We start from the raw sequence: 19,301 nt of genomic DNA on the forward strand, positions 1-19,301 counted from the left end.
AACATTGTTTAATAACTTGAATTAAGGAGAGTAATTATGCCGGAATTACTTAATTTTGATGTTGCTATTATTGGTGGTGGTATTGCCGGCGTATCCGTAGCTCGTGAGTTGTCGCAGTATAACGTCAATGTTGTTATTGAGAGACATGGTGATATTGGTTTAGAGAGTACGTCAACGAATCATAACCTGGTTTGCCAGGGTGGTGATGCTCTCTCATTTAGGCCAGGTACGCTTCATGCCGAGCTGAACGTTAAGAGTATACCACTTTGGCCCAGGCTTGCTGATGAATTGGGCTTTCCATTGAAGAGAGTTGGTGGTCTCTGGTTAATTAGGGACAAGGCAGACTTCAGGAGGTACTTGAGACTATACTCGAGGGCCTTTAAATCATCACTTGAACCCAACGCGCCTTATTACATACCTGAGGGTAGTTTTCAACCCCTAGAGTTTGTGGATAGAAAGAGACTACTGGATATGGAACCGTACGTTACACCTAATGCCTTAGGGGCCTTGTATGACCCAAACCTATGCATAACAGACCCTGTCAAGGTTGCTAAGGCACTTGCGGAGAATGCTAAGGCCAATGGTGTCGAATTCCTACTTAACCAGGAGGTTACTAGGATTGAGAGACAGGGAATAACGTATAGTATCTATACTAGGCAGGGCTTGGTCATTAAGTCGACCTTCGTGGTTAACGCCTCTGGTATTGAGGTTGATAGGATCGCCGAGATGGTTAATGCAAGGAATTTCTCGATCGTGCCGTTAAAGGGCACATTAACGGACTTTGACGAGGAGGTTGGTAGGTTGATAAGTCATGAGGTTCATGTATTGCCCAGGATGGAGGACATGCCGCACGTAAGGGCCGTACTACCCAATATTTATGGTTTAGCTAGGTCAGGTATTTACCTTGAGCTTACATATAGGAGCGATAGGGTTATTCGTGAGGAGGCTATAAACCACAATATTAAGGTCGCCAAGGAGCTATTTCCAGAGATACCCTTTGAGAAGCATATCGTTAAGTCGTTTGTAGGGTTCATGGCATACACAAACGCAGATACTGGCTGGCACGACTTCGTGGTTGACATACCTGACTACGTACCTAACTGGGTCAACATAGTGCTTGGACCTGCAGGTGTATCGGCATCACCAATGCTCGGTAAGAAGGTTGTTGAGCTGTTAATGCAGTCGGGGCTTAAACTTGAGCCTAAGAAGGGTTTTGACCCAAGGGCTAGGAAGGGTGTATCATCATGAGAGCGCCGATGCACTTAACCCTTGACATTGCGAGGAAGATGATTGACGCAATGATTAGGTATGCCCAGGACAATAGGGTAATGCCCGGTAGTTTCGCCGTTGTTGATGAGGGTGGTCACGTGATCGCAGCCGAGCGTAGGGATGATGGTTTACCTGCAACCTTTGACATAGCAATTGATAAGGCCTGGACAGCGGCGACGATGAAGACCTCGGCCAGGGTTCTCGAGGTCATTACGAGGGGGCAGGGCTGGAGACTCAATGTTAAGTATAATGGTAGGCTCACGATAATCCCCGGCTCAGTACCTGTTGTTTCCGGTAATAGGGTTATTGGTGGTATTGGGCACAGTGGTGGCTCTGCTGAGGAGGATGAGGCAATAGCGCAGGCTGGGCTCAGCGCATTTTACAGAGAGGATCACATAGATTTTACTGGCGAGGACATGCTCAGGTCATTAAGGAAGGTGGCAGATGCCGTAATTAATCACGTCACAGGGAATAAACTACGGCCCGTGGCTATAACAATAGTTGATGAATGGGGATGGCCAGTACTAATCTATAGAATGGATGGTGCTCCATACGGTTATATCGAGGTTTCACGTGATAAGGCATGGACCGCCGCGGCCTTCAAAATTCCGACAGACTCTGTTGCTGATAAAGTAGGTGTTAATTATGGCGTTGGTTGGAATGAAAGGCTAGTTACGACAGCCGGCGGAATACCATTTAACCTACGAGCTCGATATTCGCAATAGGCATCGCCGGTAACAGTCCTCAGGAGGATAAGGAGATAGCGATTTCAGCGCTGAAAAGCATTGGGGCAGAGCCGATGGTCTAAGCCCAGCCCCTAAAACCACATCACTCATCAGTTGGGCAAGTCATCAGCATCAAAATAAGGCGTAATACGGGCATTATTAATCTTACTTGATAATAGGTACTTAAAAATAGGATGCTTAACCAACCATGTGCGCACCAGGATTAGTCACATAACGTATTACGTGGACCTACGCTCAGCCTACGTACAGTTCCTCGGGTGCAACTTTACATGTCCCTGGTGCATAAGGAGGTTAACGCCGTGGGACCATCACTTAGACAGTAATGAATTGGCTAGGTTGAGGTTTCAGGGAATGCTTAGTATGGATGGGTTCCTGCAAATAATTAGTGATGCAATCGTTAAGTATGGAATGGAGGAGGTGGTCCTAGGCGGTGAGGAGCCGACAATAGACCCGGCCCTGCCAATAATAATTAGGGAACTGAGTAATAGGAGGTTAAGGGTGAGATTGCTAACGAATGCCTATGAGATAAACGACGAACTACTTAGTACACTGAGACAATGCAATGATTGCGAGGTGGTAATCGGCATCAAGACCCTTGACCCAAATAAGCACATTAAGTATACTGGGAAGCCCATAGAGCCCGTTCTCAATAACGTTAAGCGGTTACTGGAGAGCGGTGTTAGGGTGATCTTTGAAACCGTTTTAATACCTGGGCTAAATGACGTTAATGACATTGAGGCAATCGCGAAATACCTAGCGACCCTGTCGAGAGATTCAATCCTAATAATTGATCCATTAATCCCAATACCTGGAACACCATGGAGGAGACCAACGAGGGAGGAATTAAGTGATGCCATGAGCAGGGCGGGTAAATACGTCAGGGTAATGAGCCATGAAAGATTAGGAAGGCCCAGCGAGGTAATTACGCTATACCCAAGGCCACGCTAATCTCCATCTCATTTCCTTGACCACATAATCAGGAATACGCCACCGATCATTAAGGCAATACCCACGATCAACACTGGTATTAGGAATAATAGATTCAATGGATTAAAGCGACGTGTTGTTTCTCAGGCAATTGCTTAAAATCATAGGATAGGAATGCGTATGGCTGAAACACTCGATACGGCCATATAATCAATGCCTGCCCAGGCTTTAACTCAATGCTGATACTCGTATAATTGCCGGTAAAGCTCACGTTACGGAGCTCCGACACGTTGACCCAGTGGGTGAGTATTAATGATGAATACGTGACATTCATCGGTGGCAATGATGACGTGGGTGCCACAGCTACCCTAAAGTAGGCGTTAATGGTCGTGATAGATACATTCACAAGTCTAAACGCTATTAATATGAAAGCACTTGAGTTACCCTGTATTGGGAACGACGCACTACCACCAACTACGGCAGAGATACTCGTTATGGTATACGCTGGTATGACCAAAAGCCCACCAATGATTACAGCGAGACCTAATGCAACGAGTATTACGCCAAAAACCAATGCCAACACCTTACCAAGAGATTGCCCACTGCTCATTAAATCACGAGCCCATCTATAGCTTAAAAACCCTATGCCCTCTGGGTGAGTTTAGACATGCCGTAGACAATGAGAAATCGTGTTACGGCAATTAGGATCATTTTTACAAAATCGGAATGGGACTTAGTAAGTTACTGTTATCTGGCCCATCGCCCCATCGTATATCAGGAGGACATTGCGTGGTATATCACGACCAATCAACGCCCTGTACTGCTGCGCCGACAAGTCAACCGCTGCAATAGGCACGTTATCAAGCACAATCCTAACCCTCGCATCCGGCACATTCGAGAACAATACGAGCCCAACCAAATACATGGGCGTGGCAACCATACCACCTGCCGTGGCTAAGTTAATCGCACCATACGGAGGATAACCAAGCCGGTTCAGCGCGTTCCTGTCCACAGCCGTTATCGACGCTCCAGTATCAATCAATGCAGGTACTCCCCACACTACCAAGGGTTACTCCCCTGCTCTGGGCGAAGCTCTGGATAACGCCTGCTGGTTCAATATCCACGACTATTACCGGCCCATTAATCCTAAGCACGTCAGCGGACAACGCATTTGGCGCCGTATAATTAATCCTAACTATGGGCATTCACGACAGCTGGACAGCATCGAGGCCTAGCACGTGAGTCGGCGAGAAATACTCCACCCTCTCCTCCTCAATTCTCTGAATTATGAACCTACTATCAATACCAAACCTCTCGAGAGCATGCTTATAGGCCTCCTCAAGACTGTCAAAGATGCCCTGCACCTCACCACCTCCAACAACCGCGTACTTACCCCTATACTTAGCCAATAACTCAGGCAACTTAGCCTGAACGCCTCATACTCCCTAACCACCCAATCAGGCGCACTAACGAAAAAGTCATGACCACCACACTACTTCCTAACCACCTATTTAAATCCTCCCACTTCAAAATACGTAACTAATTCACGGCCACGAGAACAACATGCACTCCTGCACAGCTTATCCAACCCCACGCTTAAGCCCTGACCACACCCAAACAATAACCTACGGCCCAGGCAATACACCGCAGAAATAGCTAAAGTATATACTGATAATACACTACGTAATTGCGTAATTACTAATTACCGCCAGGCACCACCACGTGAAGGACGTATGGTAGCGAGACCCGGCATAAGCACTGCCTGAGTCATGATAGGGTATTTAGTCGTGTCAAATCACAGGTTGAAGAGCTGAAACAAATCACCAATCACCCATCCCATACCCAGGGACCAAGCCAACCACTCATCACCTTCTTGACCACCAAATGAGCAACGCACCACCAATCAATGGGGTAGCAATCATGGTTAGCCGCTCCACCCAAAACATTATAATCATCGACTGCGTAACATTCGGCCTACTAAACGGTGTCTCCCTGAAGCTATAATGCAGTGAAGCATGCGGCGAAGCCCTATACGGCCACACCAACAATACGTAGTACGGCCATACCGTCACGGTAACCCTCGTGTAATTACCCGTGAAATTCACGCCATGCACCTCCGTTAAATTCACCCACCAGGTACGCACCGACGGCGGACACGTAATACTCGTAACATTCACCACCCGCGTAAACACCACCACGGCAACCCTAAAGTAGGCATTACTCGACGAAACCGTTATATTCGCAAGCAGGCTCGGCATTATCATGAACACACTCGAATTACCAACCACCGGCACTGATGAACCACCACTAAGGTGACATGCAAGTACAGTTGATACGTATATATCCATTGCGAAACCAGCCAACAAGAACAAACCCACCGCAATAAGCGCCGCACCGAAGATAAACGCCAACACCTTACCAAAGGACTGTGAATTAACCATACAGCATCGCCCTCCTTACGAATTAAAGAACCAATCAATTTAAGCTTTTATATGTGCGTACCATGGATGGTTAATAATGGGCATTACGGTTGCGGCATTCACATGATTGGCGTTGTTTCAATAACACTTGATGCGTAGTCAATCTCATTAATCATTTTCATTAGTTATCTTTTCCATACTGAGAAAATGTTTAAAAACTAGTAATTTTTTTAATTACCTTCTGATGAGTATGTATGCGAGAAGTGAAGTCCCTGGAGGATTTGGCAACGGTAATGGACGCTCTTGGGCACCCGATAAGGTTGAGGATAGTAGCCCTCTTGAAGTTGAATGGCCCACTTTACCTTGCGGATATAGCGAGGAGGCTTGGTATAAGCAGGGCTTTGGCGAAGGTTCACTTAAGCAAGCTTCAGAAGGCTGGCTTGGTGACTTCAAGGGTAGTGCTAGTTCCTGGGGAGGCGAGGGCCCTGAGGTACTACCAATTGGTGGACTTCAAATTGAGCGTGGACCCGGACTACATAGTGAGTTTAGTGGGTGGTGGGGATGAGCAACGGCAGGTTGAGTGAGAGGGGTCTCATAATTATTACGGCTATTGTATGGACAGCCATAGCCGTGTCATCTATCGTATTAGTGCTTAAGGTGGGCGCATCTAGCACTCCGTACCTCTTAATGTTATTCATTATCGCAGTCCCAATTTGGGCTGGCGTAATCAAGCAAAGGGGGAAGGGCATCAGCGATACCGAGCTCGAGAATAAACTTGCCGAGTTAAGCAGTAAGATTAGTGAGTTGAGTGCCAAGATTGACGAGCTCAAGAAGGCCATGGAGGAGTGATGGGTATAGATGTGGCAATTAAAGTCGCTATAATAATACCTGCAGTCCTCGCCCTGGCATACAAAACTAACATAACCAATATACAAGGCCATAACGCTTAAGGCATGGTCGAACACGGTCACGATAAGGATTCAACTCATAGGCCGTAACGAATAGGGCTCACTTAATCATTCGTTAAATCAAATCGCCAATAAACCTAGAGACTTGGTGAATTCAACTCCTTAGCCGACTCAATAAGCCATACGCCGAGCTTATCGGCCTCCTCCACCGTGCCTGGCAACGCCCTCATGCAATAGAGCACCCTCACGACAGTGCCAGGGAACTTATCCGGGAATTGCCTCATGGCTTCATTAACCCTATCATTAACCTCCCTAACCGTGTCAGGCCCAGCCCTAACCTTAGCCTCGCCAACAACCGTAACCCTACCATTAGTGCCGTAAATATCAAACTCATACCTAGAATCCAGGTAAGTCGGCCCAGTCTTAACCACAATACCCCTCTGGCCCAGGTAATACTGAACTACGTAATTCGCCTCCTCCTCAAGCGACATTATTACTCGCTCCAGCGTCCTATCAATCCTATCAAGCCTCTCCTCAACCCTGTCAAGCCTTGTCTCGATCTTACCAACCCTATTCTCAAGAGACGAAACCCTATTCTTAAGCTCATCAACATCGGTCCTAAGGCCCTTAACCTCCTCAGTCAAAGCCCTCACCGCACTAACTAAGTCACTAACCGCATTCCTAAGATCAACAATACCAAGCAAACCCATTACAGCATATCTAAACTCCCTATCCTCCTCAAGCAACCTCAAAAACTCATCCTTCAAAGACACAATAAATAAGCATAACTAAAAATAAAAACCTACCCACGCAACAAGGCCCTAAACCTACAACTCTTATATGATCGAAAACGAGCCGTCACTACCCACTAATCCAAAGGGCTTGCAACGGTAATGAACGCAACCATCCAGGCATACCCATAAGCCTTAATGAAAAGAAACACCGATAACAATAGAAACAAACCGTAACACGGAATACGTTAAGTCTTAGCACGAAATTGAAGGGATTGAAGGGGAGAAGTGGTAGCCGGGCCCGGATTCGAACCGGGGTCAACGGGTCCAAAGCCCGCCATCCTTGGCCGCTAGACGACCCGGCTAAGAAGCAAAGACAAGAACCAGTTTAAAAGCGCTACTCGTCGTGTTTTGCGGCCTATGTCCTTAACGCATTCTTCTTTGTTGCTAATCCCCTTGCTATTAGGAGCTTTGTCTCTATTGTGGCCACTATTTCGCCTCTTTGATTCTTTACCTCGTGCCTAAAGGTTATTACCCCACCGTTGTACTTCTCACTCGGTTTCTTATCAACAACTTCAGACTCCACATATATTGTATCCCCAATCCTAACGGGTTTCAGGAACCTTGAATTAACCTCGAGCAACGCTATCGTTGTTCCAGCGACAAGTGGTGCGAAGAGTCCCACGGCAAGGGCTTGAACTAGTAATCCATGGGCGACCCTGCCCTCGAATATTGTTTCCCTAGCGAATACATCATCAACATGGAGTGGATTGTAATCTCCTGTTAACCCTGCGAATTGTATTATGTGGGTCTCAGTGATTGTTAGGCCCTGGGACTTCATTTTCATGCCTACTTGAAAGTCGTCGAATGTGTACGGCGGTAGTTTTAGGCTCATACTAATTTTCTTTATTGCTAATTTAACTATTTAACGATTAACCCAGGGAATTCCTTGATTTACCTTCTGCGCCTTAAAATGAGTAGTATTGACAGTACCAGCGCCACCACGATTATCACTATTATGTAGTTCAATGATGTGTACGAAATGGATTGTGAGGTGTTGGTTTTCGTTATGTGCTGTGTTGTGATCTCCGTGGTGGTTGTGAGTCCCGTTGTTATGAAGTTTATTACGTAACTACCTGGTGTGAGCGTTAATATGATGCCATTGCCCGTCCTTTGAAAGCCCTGGATATTGCTTGGTATTGTTGTTAGTAGTACATCACTTGCTATGTAGACCTGGGTCTCGTAATCAGTGTTTATCCTGAGTTGTAGTGTTCCGTTGTTTAGGGCGTCTATGTATGGTGTGTATGTTATTGTTATGTTCCCTGGATTAACCATCGATAGGTATACCTCATTATTCATTATGTAGTAGGGCATTGACTGCCCCGTACTATTTACCACAGTCACGGGTCCCAGGGGCTGTACTGGGAGTGTTATGTTCATTAGCAGTGTTGGTGTGTATAGCGTTGCGTTTATGGTGACTGATGGGTTATTTCCTGTCAGGTATATGAACACAATAATTGATAGTAGGTCGAGCACAATTACTAACTTAGTGCGCCGTTAAAAATATTTCTTTCAATTATTAATTAATAGAGACTTCAAAGCCCTTAATTAACTTATGCCTATTTCTAATGAAGACATTAGTTAGGTGGAGCATGTGCCAACAAACCATGTGACCCTTACTAAAAGCCTCGCAGTCACACCTACCAACAAGGATAACCTCACCACTCCTCAACCTCCTAATCCTAACCTCAACACTATGCCAGGTACCCGGTCTAGACCTACTCCTAACCCTACCCCCTAACCACCCATTCCTTATTGACCCTCCTAACCTCATCGAAAACCACGTCCTTACTAACCATTACCAATCAACGAAATTACCCACTAATTTAAGAACCATTCTAGGTTGAATTAAGTAATTGGTAAATTAATTACCGTCCCCGTCTTAACATCGCAATACTTATCCCGATACTTCACACCTACATATCGCCTAGCATCATCACCTGAGCAATGGGCAGGACATACATACCTCGAGTACCTAGCAACAACATCGAGTTGTTGTCTCGACGGTCCATGAAACCCACCAATCAGTAAATAAACCTCACCAAGCAATTCATAGCTCCTCCTCACAATATTATCAATGCCAGGATGGGAACAACCAACCACAATTACAGAGCCGTAACCGTCCAACCTGACAATTAATGAATGTTCATAAACACCCATACCACTCATGACACCCGTAGTCACGGCATCCTCAAGTACCTCCCTAGAATCACTAACCGTAACCGGGTCGAGACCCCACCTATGCAATACATTGTCTCTCTCAGGGACGTAAACTATCAACCCTCTCCTAACCTCACCAATATATCTAAACCCACCATAATGATCAGCATGGTAATGACTAAGAAATGCCGCATCAACACTATTCAGGTCTATGCCCAGGGCCTTAATATTATTCTCCATGACCCTCGGCTCAGTATCGGCGTCATAAAGTAATACCCATTTATCAGTCTCAATGAGTACGCTCCAACCCCAATCATTTAATAATGGCGGGTTTGGCTTATTGTCATTAATTACCGTGAGCTTAATCCACTTAACCATTACTAATACCTGCGTTAAAATCCTTAAAAATAATTTTTTTTATCTTTAAGGTTAGTGATGATATGCACCTCCGCCGAATAGTGAGGAGATTAGCCTGGAACTGATGCTGGAGGATTCTATTTATAAATGATTAATCTTATGGCTATTAACCCGTGGATTAAGGCGCGAATTGATGGGACTAGGTATAACATTAGTCGCTCTATCGTTAACCTTCTCAATACGGGCAATCTCAATGACAGTGACATAGTCGATTTCATAATTACCATGTTCAATAATGCGCATTACTTCGGTGTTCCTGATGGTCTACGTAGTGTCTATGTTCATGGGAATGCCCGTTATAGGCATGTTTATGGATATGTGATGTATATTAGGAGGTATGGGTCCGTCAGTATTCATGTTGGGGTTGGGCGTATCAAGCGTGATTTCGGTGACTGCGCGGCTTACTGGGGTTGGCAGGTACTTGCTCATGAAATTGCCCATTTGGTCGGTGTTAGTGGTGGTCATTACCTTAGGCATGGCAGTATTCATCTCAGCGTTGCTAAGTACTTACTCCTTGAGTCTTTGCCTGGGGGGATTGCCCTTCCATCGATTTATTATTTATTAGTTGACTATTTATTGGGGATAGAATGTAAGAGGAAGTATTCCAGGGCGTCTAATAGGTTCATTATTAATGAATTAAATAAGCTTACTAATAATCATGTGATTGACGTGAAGCATTACATTGATTGTTCTGCTGTGTTGCGTTCAGTAATTAAGTCCTGTGACCGTTACTTAATGGGTTATATTTAGCAACGTGATCAATAATGCCCATTGTCCATTTCGTTATTAGAAAGGTTTATTAGGACTACTTAACGCTGGGTTGTGATTATCGATGGCAGTTAGGATTATTGAGAAGAAGATCGAGGATATACTATCAATAATGCGAAATCCTGCTCAGGTAAGGAACGCTGGTACATTAGCCCATGTTGACCATGGCAAGACCACGACCACAGACTCACTGCTAATGGGCGCTGGCCTACTGAGCCTAAGGTCGCCGGTAAGGCATTAGCGATGGACTATGTCGAGATTGAACAGTTAAGGCAGATGACAGTTAAGGCGGCTAACATAAGCCTATACTTCGAGTATGAGAGTAAGCCATACATAATAAACTTCGTCGATACGCCAGGCCACGTGGACTTCACAGGGCATGTGACCAGGTCTCTCAGGGTCATGGATGGCGCATTGGTCGTTGTCGATGCTGTTGAGGGCGTCATGACGCAGACGGAGACCGTGGTTAGGCAGGCAATGGAGGAGATGGTTAGGCCGGTACTATTCATTAATAAGATTGATAGGTTGATCAAGGAGCTTAGGCTAAGCCCCAATGAGATTCAGCAGAGGATTATTGAGATTGTTAAGGACTTCAACAACCTAATCGACATGTACGCAGACCCAGCCTTCAAGGATAAGTGGAAGGTTGACCCATCCAAGGGCCAGGTGGCGCTCGGCTCAGCGCTCCATAAGTGGGGCGTCACAATACCACAGGCCGCTAAGGCTGGCCTAAAGTTCAGCAATATCGTTGATGCCTATGAGAAGAATTATGTTGATGAGCTTGCCCAGGAATTCCCGCTGTATAAGGCTATCCTAAACATGATTGTTGAGCACGTGCCGCCACCAAACGTAGCCCAGAAGTATAGGATACCAAAGATCTGGAGGGGTGACCTAAACTCACCACTTGGTAAGGCATTGCTCGAGGCTGACCCTGATGGACCGACGGTAATAGCGGTTAGCAAGATGAATAAGGATCCACATGCAGGGTTGATAGCCACTGGCAGGGTGTTCAGTGGTACGATTAGGGAGGGTGACGAGGTATACCTAATAAATGCCAAGACAACGAAGAGAGTCCTACAGACATACCTATACATGGGTCCTAACAGGATCGTAATACCTGAGGTGCCTGCAGGCAACATAGTGGCTTTGCTGGGTGTTGATGATGCGAGGGCTGGCGAGACGATAGTGGCTGCGTCAATTAAGGATGTAGCAGCACCATTTGAGAGGATGAAGTACATAAGTGAGCCTGTGGTCACAGTGGCCATAGAGCCCAAGAATCCGAATGACCTAGCCAAGCTTGTCGAAGGTCTTAAGGAGTTGACCATTGAGGACCCAACACTGAGCCTAAAGATTGATGAGGAGACCGGCCAGGTATTACTCAGCGGCGTTGGTACCCTACACCTTGAAATTGCAACTTGGTTGCTCAAGGAGAGGACTAAGCTGGACTTCACAGTATCGCAGCCGCTGGTTAGGTTTAGGGAGACTGTAAGGGCTCCATCACCAACCTTCGAGGGCAAGTCACCGAATAAACACAATAAGCTTTACATAAGTGTTGAACCGCTTGATGAGGAGACCATTAGGCTTATACAACTTGGCGAGGTGACTGATGACCAGGACCCGAGGGATAGGGCAAAGATACTTAGGGAGAAGGCTGGTTGGGACACGGATGAGGCTAGGGGTATCTGGGCCGTTGATGAGCAGTACATAAACGTCTTCGTTGATAAGACAACGGGTATTCAGTACCTAAGGGAGATTAGGGACTACATAGTGCAAGGCTTTAGGTGGGCCCTACAGGCTGGTCCTTTGGCGCAGGAGCCTATTAGGGGCATAAAGGTCATATTGCATGATGCCGTTGTCCACGAGGACCCAGCCATAGGGGTCCGGCGCAGATAATGCCGGCTGCGAAGAATGCAATAATGGCTGGAATACTCGCTGCCAAGCCAACACTGCTTGAGCCAATGCTGTCGATAGAGGCTAAGACGACGCAGGAGAATATTGGTTCTGTGATTGGTGTGTTGAATAGGCATAGGGGTAAGGTCATTGATATGGTGCAGTCTGAGTACATGATTACGATTAAGGGAGAGATACCGGTCATTGAGTCCTTCACATTAAGTGACGAGCTCAGGAGCGCCACGGCGGGTAGGGTATTCTGGAGTCTTCAGTTCTCAAGGTGGTCTCCAGTCCCTGAGAACATGCTCGTTGATATGGTAATGAAGATTAGGGAGAGGAAGGGATTACCTAAGGAGATTCCGAAGGTTGAGGACTTCGTATCGGAGTACTAAATTAATAACTTAAGGAGTTTGATTTTTAAATACATCAAGTGTAGTTGTAATACGCATGTCCTCACAGGGCAGTCAGGGTGGAGGTAAGATTAGGGTCTCAGTGCAGAAGGCTGGCCCGTTGGATACGGGCGAGATAGCCCAGGCGATGAAGTCCATTAAGACGAAGTTTGCAATAATGAGTGGTAAGGGTGGTGTTGGTAAGAGCTTCGTCACGGCAAGCCTAGCCCTTGGCTTCGCAATGAGGGGTTATAGGGTTGGCGTACTTGATGCTGATGTTTATGGTCCAACAATACCAAAGTTGCTCGGCTTAGTTGGTGCTAATCTTTACCTTAGTGAGGATGAGAAGATAATACCTGCAGAGGGCCCATTTGGCATAAAGGTAGTTTCCATGGACTTCCTACTACCCACTGATGATACCGCCGTGATTTGGAGAGGTCCATTAGTTGATAGGGCGATTAAGGACTTCCTTGGTAATGTGCGTTGGGGTGAATTAGACGCGTTATTCATTGATTTACCGCCGGGTACTGGTGATGCGCCATTAACGATAGCCCAAGCCCTCGCCAATGAAATGACAGGGAGCATTATAGTGACTGCGCCAAGCGATGTTTCGAAGAGAATCGTGCAAAAGGCCATAGACTTCTCGAGGAAGGTTAAAATACCGATTACTGGTGTTATTGAAAATATGTGCTGCTTCTACTGCCCCGAATCTGGCAAGACGTATTACATATTCGGCAAGTTAATTGGTAAGGAGATGGCCGATAAGTATGGAATACCATACCTAGCATGATACCGCTAGACCCAAGGATTGGGGAGTCTAACGACCTCGGTGAGCCATTCCTAATGAAGTACTCCACATCAGATACTGCAAAGGCTATACTAAGCATTGTCGATACAATAATAGCAATGTACAAGGACAAACTCGAGGCTAGAGTTGAGACACCAAAGAAGCAGCAGATAAGGTCATTAATGAAGCTACCAGGTGAGGAGGAAGAGGAGAATCAGGAAGGGTCATAAGTACTTCCTTAAAGCCCTAGCCGTCTCCACAATCGTCTCAAAGTCCCCAGGAGCTGATAAGTAAATGCCCGGGAAGTACCTTAATAATTCCAGGGCTCTCCTAACCGCATCATCTATCGGGTCCGGCTTCACGGGTACTTCAGTATTGAGAATCTTGCTTATCACTTTTGAGGACTTACTCGTGATTATTAATAACGCTGGATAAATATCAACATTGAACTCCTTATTCACCCTGTGAATCAGCATTAAATCCTCCATTGACAGGGTATACTGAAGCATTGCGAAGTCGGGCTTTACACTTAATCTCTCCCTTATGTAACCCTCCTCAAAACTCGATATTGATATGCCGAGCCTAACACCGTTAATTTGCTCAATCTCCCTCAAATAATTAATAGCGCTTACTGGGGTTAAATCCTGAACAGCGGTAACACCTGGACCCAAGTCACCCCTCATTAATAGGTAGTTCCTAATTCCATTTACTAAACCACCCATTATTAATGCTGTGAGTCCAACCTTATTGTGATCTGCAATCCTAACATTGGCTATTACCTCCACGTTACTGTACCTATGCTTAATGAGTGAGCCTATGAGTATGGCGTTGGCCGACGGGTTTGCGAAGGTTGAGTCGGGTATGTCAACGTGAGTCACATAATCAACGATACTACCCACCACACTAAGGTAATTACTTGGGTTGTCAATTCTCCTCAGCGGCGGTAATTCCGCTATTATAATTGCCATTGCTGGGTAATGGGTGAATAACTAATTAAGAATTACGCCAATGCCTACGCCACTGAACCCTTAATACACTTTATGTTTAATAATGGGGAGATGAGGATGAACTCATTATTGAGGAGGTTCGCACCCTCTGGGCAGCTGAGATTCAAAGGTTTACTCATTCTCATTATTATAAAGTTGCTGAATTCGTTGTAAAGTTTCCTCGAGAATGACCTGGTGGCTACTATGAAGGATACTCCGTGATATTTACTAATCCTCATACTATTAATTAATGAATTTACTAAATCCTCATTATACATAAGACCCTCGGCGTTATCCACGATGAGCAACGTTTTATCACTTTTAGACCTCATGATCCACTTAACAATATCCTCTATGAGCACTACCTCATAGATATCCATTAATGGTATAGGCAGCCCATGTAAGTCGATAATAACGACATTACCCCTTAAAGCCCTCAATGGACTAAATACCGATATGTCCACCTCCCTATTGCCGGCATTAACAACGGCGTCAAAGAACCCGGAATCCCTCAATGAGTATGCGAAGTCAATTGCCTTATTCACCGACTCCTTACCGACCATATTAAGCAATTCCGGATCCCTAACAGCGCTTATGAAGGCTTGTACAGTATTCAGTGCATTTTCATTTTCAAGCATCAGTGCCGTAATCACATGCCTAATCTCAGGGTTCAGGTAATTAATTGCCCTCTCAATAAACCACCTAAACCTAATCGATAACGGAATAACACCCAGTCTACCAAGACCACCTCCCTGAAATTCAGCGCTGAATTTAATACCATAATCACTGGAGGCGCTCATTGAAATCTTAACCCTACTCCTAAAGCCAAGCATACGCAACATATCAACAACGTATCTCCTTAGCTCATCAATATCTATTGGTCTACCCAACCTCATGAGATCCACGGGGATCAGTGCTAATACGTCAATTCCATTCTCAACGAGACTCCTCGTATACTCGCCAGTCCTATCAAGCACTACTATGTTGCCGTAATTGCTCAATCGTAATTCCTTAATCAACCCCTTTATGAGGAGTGACTTACCACAACCGGGCTGACCCATTATTAATAATCCCCTCATAAGTGCATCCTCGTTAATTGTTATTGGTATATCATAACCATTAATTAACGCCTTACCAATCAATAAATTACCCCTCAGCCCAAGGAAATCCCTAATGACCTCACTACCTGGGTATATAACTAAACTACCACTAATGGGCAGCATGAGTAATGAGGTATAGCGGTGCCCGTCATTACTCCTAATCCTTGAAATTATGAATTTACCTACGATTTTAACGTAGGTAGCATTTGCACCGCTTATTGAAGGTGATGGATTAATGGTACTCTCAACCTTATTAACCCTTAAAAGTAATTCACTCCCTGTTGATGGGTTGGCAATTATTATGTACGAGCCAATGAATAGCCTATTAACTAGGTCATTATAACTGAGTCTCGAGCTTACGGTTAGTATTAACTTGTCATTGTCATTAATAACCCTTTCAATGACTCCCAATACATCACCTAGATTATTGGCGCTTGACTTACCAATGGCACTATTATCACTAGTTCTCTGCATTAGTCAATAATCCGATTAATGGCTTATAAGGATTGGTGAAGTCATAACTGCAATTCTTGCCATTAAAAAAATTTACGAGGAAGGAGACCTAAAGATTATTGGGTAATGACCTCTTTAATGGCCATTGCAAGTCTCTTGATGCCCTCGAAGATCTGCTCTGGTGTTGGGTATGTGAAGTTTAGTCTCATGTCGTTATGCCTATCCTCATTTGGGTAAAAGGACTTACCAGGTACGTAGGCGACACCATACTTCTTAATGGCAATCTCAAGCATTGCCGTGGTATCTATCTTCTCTGGTGTCGTTAGCCAAATGAACATCCCAGCCGATGGCTTAGTCCAGGTAACACCCTCGGGCATGTACTCACTCAGTGCCTGGAGCATTAAGTCTCTCTTTGTCCTATAGATCTCCTTAATCCTCGGTATATTCTTCTCGATAATGCCCTTCCTCAATAGCTCAGCGGCTATGTACTGATTAAGCGTTGAAGTATGTAGGTCAATAGATTGCTTAGCGAGTTCGAACCACCTAATGGCCTCCTTACTCGCAGCGACCCAACCCAGCCTGAGACCTGGTGCAGCTATCTTACTGAAGGTCGATAGGTAAATCACCCTACCCTCACCATCCATGGCCTTAAGCTAGCCGGCGGCTCGCCATCGCCAAAGTATATGTAGCCGTATGGGTCATCCTCAATAATCAATAAGTCATACCTACTGGCTATGTCAAGTAACTCCTTCCTCCTCTCCATATTCATGGTAATGCCAGTCGGGTTCTGCCCGGTGGGTATTACGTAGATGAACTTGGCTTACCGCCATCATTGATCAACTTCCTAACCGTATCCTCAAGAACATCAACTAATGCCCTCCTCATCCATGGGAATACCAACAATCCTAGGTCCATAAATCCTAAAGGCCTGGAGTGCGGCTAGGTACGTGGGGCTCTCCGTAATCACGCAATCCCCAGGGTTAATGAATAGCCTACCGATCATGTCCAGAGCCTCCTGACTACCAACCGTAATTATGATGTTCTCTGGACCATCAACCTTAATGCCGACCTTACCCATGAACTTGATAAGTTCTTCCTTCAGTTCTAAAATGCCGCCAGTCGTGCCATACTGAAGAGCCTTCTCTGCCTTTGTCGTGAGGATATCCCTCGTTATTTCTATTATTTCCTTAGCGGGGAATGAGGATGGGTCGGGCATACCACCACCAAAGGAAATAACGTTCTCCGTAACCCACTTCAACAACTCCCTAATTTCAGAAGCCCTCATTAACCTTGACCTATCAGCCAGGAACTGATTAATGTCCATACCGGTCGCCATGATGTGATTAAAGGGATTTATATTGCTTTCTCTAGAATAAAAATAAGTATATTGAATAAATACTTATTTTTAGACAACAACACCAATCAGAAGAGCTTCTCGATTTCATCAAGGTAATTAACAACATCCTTTGCGAAGTACGTAATTATTAAATCTGCTCCAGCCCTCCTAATGGCAATGAGGGACTCAAGGACCGCCTTCCTCTCATCAAGCCAGCCATTCATTATTGCGGCCTTAAGCATGGCATACTCACCACTAACCTGATAGGCAGCCAGTGGGACCTCAGGGAAGTTCTGCTTCACAAGCCTAATAACGTCGAGGTAAAGCATCGCGGGCTTAACCATCACTATGTCGGCACCCTCATTAATGTCCATAGCCACCTCCTTAAGGGCCTCATGGGCATTCCTCGGGTCCATCTGATAACTACGCCTATCACCAAACTTAGGCGCGCTGGCGGCGGCCTCCCTAAACGGGCCATAGAAGGAGCTCGCGTACTTAGCGCTGTAGGCCATGATAGCGACATCGCTAAACCCAGCCCTGTCAAGGGCCTCCCTAATGGCCTTAACCTGCCCATCCATCATGCCAGACGGAGCCACAACGTCAACGCCAGCCTCCGCATACGTCACCGCGGTCTTTGCGTAGAGCTCTATCGTCGAGTCATTATCAACTACATACTTACCATCAGGTAATCTCTTAACAATGCCGCAATGCCCATGGTCCGTGTACTCACATAGGCACACGTCGGCCATGACGATGAGTTTATCCTCGAAGGAGTCCTTTAGGAACCTAATGGTCCTCTGTATAATACCGTGCTCATCATATGCCGAACTACCCCACTCATCCTTATGCTCAGGAATGCCAAATAGGATCACTGACCTAACGCCAGAGCTAACTAACTGATCAACGAAATTGAGCAACTCATCATTGAGGGGCCACCTGTACTGACCAGGTAGCGACTTAATGGGCTCGGGCTCGTTAATGTCCTCCCTAACGAATATGGGCATTATGAAGTCGTCAGGCCTAAGCATGGTCTCAGCAACCATATTCCTAATGAGAACATTAGACCTAAGCCTCCTGGGCCTCGTGACGGGGTAATTAAACAAGTAACTCCTTAACCTAATACTTTCAGTAACAACCACAATGTTAAGGCGCCAAAGCACTTGTTTAAAAATAATGCTTCCCTAATCACTGGGAATAAAGAACGAGTAAATGCCAAGGCCTATCATGAACAAACCCAATATGCCAAGGGCAATCCTACCAGCCTCGGCCACAGCACTCCAATCACCAACACTCTTAATAACGCCTTTATAGATCGCCAGTACAATAATGGTCTGGGCAAGCCAGGAACCAAAACCAAACATAAAACCAACCAGGAAGGATAAACCGGTTGTAATTACGGGGGCTATGGCTACGGTTAGTATAAGGACAATGAAGAAGTCACCACCAAACGCAGCCGCCAAACCGTGAATCCATATAAGCCTATAATCAGCGGTTTTAACGTCATGACCATCCTCGTGCCTCCCGAAGACTAGGTATGCCGCAACACTTATCATTGTTAACCCAACGATTATGTCCACGTAAGGATCAAGGACCGAGGTATTGAGTAAACCCATTAACTCACCCACCAACGCACTCATCAATGTCCACACGAGGGTCAAGGCACCAGCAAATACTGAGACGGCAGTAATTACACCCCGCACGTTCCTCTGCATCAATCCGTAGGACACGGTTATAGGCCAGGTATGTTCGTCTGGTTTCAATCCATGTATTATACCAACAATAAGCACAGCAAGTAACCAGTAAGGCCCCATGGTCTTAACAATGTACTTAGCAAGGGGCTCAAGTACCTCAGGCATTGACATTATGGCAATAATTATGGCCACCGATATGATAACCGCTAAAATCCACGTCTTAGATACCTTCTGTGAGAAGATGCTTCTTTGCATACTATTAG

At 45.7% G+C, this 19,301-nt stretch carries 20 protein-coding genes, 1 tRNA gene and 3 pseudogenes; 8 read left to right on the forward strand and 16 right to left on the reverse strand.

The annotated features are described in order from the left end of the window. Positions 1-36: 36 nt before the first annotated feature. From JCM14467_RS06110 to JCM14467_RS06120, 3 genes are all read left to right on the forward strand, one after another. Positions 37-1,248 (forward strand): NAD(P)/FAD-dependent oxidoreductase, encoded by a 1,212-nt coding sequence (locus JCM14467_RS06110; RefSeq protein WP_054849503.1) that lies wholly within the window; start codon positions 37-39, stop codon positions 1,246-1,248. Then, on the forward strand, positions 1,245-1,994 hold the full coding sequence (locus JCM14467_RS06115; RefSeq protein ID WP_252900898.1) for a GlcG/HbpS family heme-binding protein: 750 nt from the start codon (positions 1,245-1,247) through the stop codon (positions 1,992-1,994). Before JCM14467_RS06110 ends, JCM14467_RS06115 begins: the two co-directional genes overlap by 4 nt. 210 nt (positions 1,995-2,204) lie before the next feature. After that, positions 2,205-2,963, forward strand: a complete 759-nt coding sequence (locus JCM14467_RS06120) for a radical SAM protein (protein ID WP_054849504.1) — start codon at positions 2,205-2,207, stop codon at positions 2,961-2,963. Positions 2,964-3,057: 94 nt separating this feature from the next. Here the strand turns inward: JCM14467_RS06120 and JCM14467_RS06125 are convergent, their stop codons facing one another. The 5 genes from JCM14467_RS06125 to JCM14467_RS06140 all read right to left on the reverse strand — a co-directional run bounded on the left by JCM14467_RS06125 (position 3,058) and on the right by JCM14467_RS06140 (position 5,383). Next, positions 3,058-3,552 carry a hypothetical protein gene (locus JCM14467_RS06125; protein ID WP_054849505.1) on the reverse strand — a complete coding sequence of 165 codons (495 nt, stop codon included), beginning with the start codon at positions 3,550-3,552 and terminating at the stop codon, positions 3,058-3,060. 123 nt (positions 3,553-3,675) lie between these two features. Next, on the reverse strand, positions 3,676-3,984 hold the full coding sequence (locus tag JCM14467_RS06130) for an aspartyl protease family protein (RefSeq protein ID WP_252900899.1): 309 nt from the start codon (positions 3,982-3,984) through the stop codon (positions 3,676-3,678). Continuing rightward, a complete protein-coding gene (locus JCM14467_RS16480) occupies positions 3,977-4,147 on the reverse strand; it encodes a hypothetical protein (RefSeq protein ID WP_252900900.1) in 171 nt (56 codons plus the stop codon). The genes JCM14467_RS06130 and JCM14467_RS16480 overlap by 8 nt, the downstream gene beginning before the upstream one ends. Continuing rightward, positions 4,148-4,363 carry a hypothetical protein gene (locus JCM14467_RS06135; protein ID WP_252900901.1) on the reverse strand — a complete coding sequence of 72 codons (216 nt, stop codon included), beginning with the start codon at positions 4,361-4,363 and terminating at the stop codon, positions 4,148-4,150. Between the two features lie 444 nt (positions 4,364-4,807). Further along, complete coding sequence (locus JCM14467_RS06140; protein ID WP_054849506.1) at positions 4,808-5,383, reverse strand: hypothetical protein; 576 nt, start codon at positions 5,381-5,383, stop codon at positions 4,808-4,810. Between the two features lie 233 nt (positions 5,384-5,616). On the opposite strand from JCM14467_RS06140, the gene JCM14467_RS06145 reads away from it, so the two are divergent. Beyond that, entirely contained in the window at positions 5,617-5,946 is a 330-nt protein-coding gene (locus JCM14467_RS06145) for an ArsR/SmtB family transcription factor (protein WP_054849507.1), read from the forward strand. Next, a complete protein-coding gene (locus JCM14467_RS06150; RefSeq protein ID WP_252900902.1) occupies positions 5,924-6,211 on the forward strand; it encodes a hypothetical protein in 288 nt (95 codons plus the stop codon). The genes JCM14467_RS06145 and JCM14467_RS06150 overlap by 23 nt, the downstream gene beginning before the upstream one ends. Positions 6,212-6,407: 196 nt before the next feature. Here the strand turns inward: JCM14467_RS06150 and JCM14467_RS06155 are convergent, their stop codons facing one another. The 6 genes from JCM14467_RS06155 to JCM14467_RS06180 all read right to left on the reverse strand — a co-directional run bounded on the left by JCM14467_RS06155 (position 6,408) and on the right by JCM14467_RS06180 (position 9,599). Further along, positions 6,408-7,043 carry a hypothetical protein gene (locus JCM14467_RS06155; protein WP_252900903.1) on the reverse strand — a complete coding sequence of 212 codons (636 nt, stop codon included), beginning with the start codon at positions 7,041-7,043 and terminating at the stop codon, positions 6,408-6,410. Positions 7,044-7,290: 247 nt separating this feature from the next. Beyond that, positions 7,291-7,366, reverse strand: a tRNA-Gln gene (locus tag JCM14467_RS06160). Positions 7,367-7,419: 53 nt separating this feature from the next. Further along, complete coding sequence (locus JCM14467_RS06165) at positions 7,420-7,896, reverse strand: MaoC family dehydratase (protein ID WP_054849510.1); 477 nt, start codon at positions 7,894-7,896, stop codon at positions 7,420-7,422. 59 nt (positions 7,897-7,955) lie between these two features. Next, complete coding sequence (locus JCM14467_RS06170) at positions 7,956-8,537, reverse strand: hypothetical protein (protein ID WP_054849511.1); 582 nt, start codon at positions 8,535-8,537, stop codon at positions 7,956-7,958. Positions 8,538-8,580: 43 nt separating this feature from the next. Further along, positions 8,581-8,835: a hypothetical protein gene (locus JCM14467_RS06175; RefSeq protein WP_252900904.1), complete on the reverse strand. Its 255-nt coding sequence runs from the start codon at positions 8,833-8,835 to the stop codon at positions 8,581-8,583. A gap of 74 nt (positions 8,836-8,909) precedes the next feature. Next, entirely contained in the window at positions 8,910-9,599 is a 690-nt protein-coding gene (locus JCM14467_RS06180; protein WP_054849512.1) for an MBL fold metallo-hydrolase, read from the reverse strand. 138 nt (positions 9,600-9,737) lie between these two features. Here JCM14467_RS06180 and JCM14467_RS06185 point away from each other — a divergent pair, with 138 nt between their 5' ends. From JCM14467_RS06185 to JCM14467_RS06195, 3 genes and pseudogenes are all read left to right on the forward strand, one after another. Beyond that, complete coding sequence (locus JCM14467_RS06185; RefSeq protein WP_252900905.1) at positions 9,738-10,388, forward strand: hypothetical protein; 651 nt, start codon at positions 9,738-9,740, stop codon at positions 10,386-10,388. Positions 10,389-10,470: 82 nt separating this feature from the next. Then, a pseudogene (locus JCM14467_RS19930) lies at positions 10,471-12,688 on the forward strand (elongation factor EF-2). 55 nt (positions 12,689-12,743) lie between these two features. After that, a pseudogene (locus tag JCM14467_RS06195) lies at positions 12,744-13,702 on the forward strand (Mrp/NBP35 family ATP-binding protein). Here JCM14467_RS06195 and JCM14467_RS06200 read toward each other — a convergent pair. The 5 genes and pseudogenes from JCM14467_RS06200 to JCM14467_RS06220 form a co-directional block, all read right to left on the reverse strand. Beyond that, positions 13,697-14,440 carry a hypothetical protein gene (locus tag JCM14467_RS06200; RefSeq protein ID WP_054849514.1) on the reverse strand — a complete coding sequence of 248 codons (744 nt, stop codon included), beginning with the start codon at positions 14,438-14,440 and terminating at the stop codon, positions 13,697-13,699. The pseudogene JCM14467_RS06195 and the gene JCM14467_RS06200 overlap by 6 nt on opposite strands. Positions 14,441-14,484: 44 nt before the next feature. Then, on the reverse strand, positions 14,485-16,032 hold the full coding sequence (locus JCM14467_RS06205) for a helicase HerA domain-containing protein (RefSeq protein ID WP_054849515.1): 1,548 nt from the start codon (positions 16,030-16,032) through the stop codon (positions 14,485-14,487). A 95-nt stretch (positions 16,033-16,127) separates the two neighbouring features. Next, a pseudogene (locus JCM14467_RS06210) lies at positions 16,128-17,335 on the reverse strand (aminotransferase-like domain-containing protein). 98 nt (positions 17,336-17,433) lie between these two features. Continuing rightward, complete coding sequence (hemB, locus tag JCM14467_RS06215) at positions 17,434-18,486, reverse strand: porphobilinogen synthase (RefSeq protein WP_252900907.1); 1,053 nt, start codon at positions 18,484-18,486, stop codon at positions 17,434-17,436. 42 nt (positions 18,487-18,528) lie between these two features. Next, the gene (locus tag JCM14467_RS06220; RefSeq protein WP_054849516.1) at positions 18,529-19,293 is read right to left on the reverse strand and encodes a hypothetical protein; all 765 of its coding nucleotides are present in this window, start codon (positions 19,291-19,293) and stop codon (positions 18,529-18,531) included. Positions 19,294-19,301 lie beyond the last annotated feature (8 nt).

Source organism: Vulcanisaeta sp. JCM 14467, from assembly GCF_001316245.1.
Lineage (GTDB): Archaea > Thermoproteota > Thermoprotei > Thermoproteales > Thermocladiaceae > Vulcanisaeta.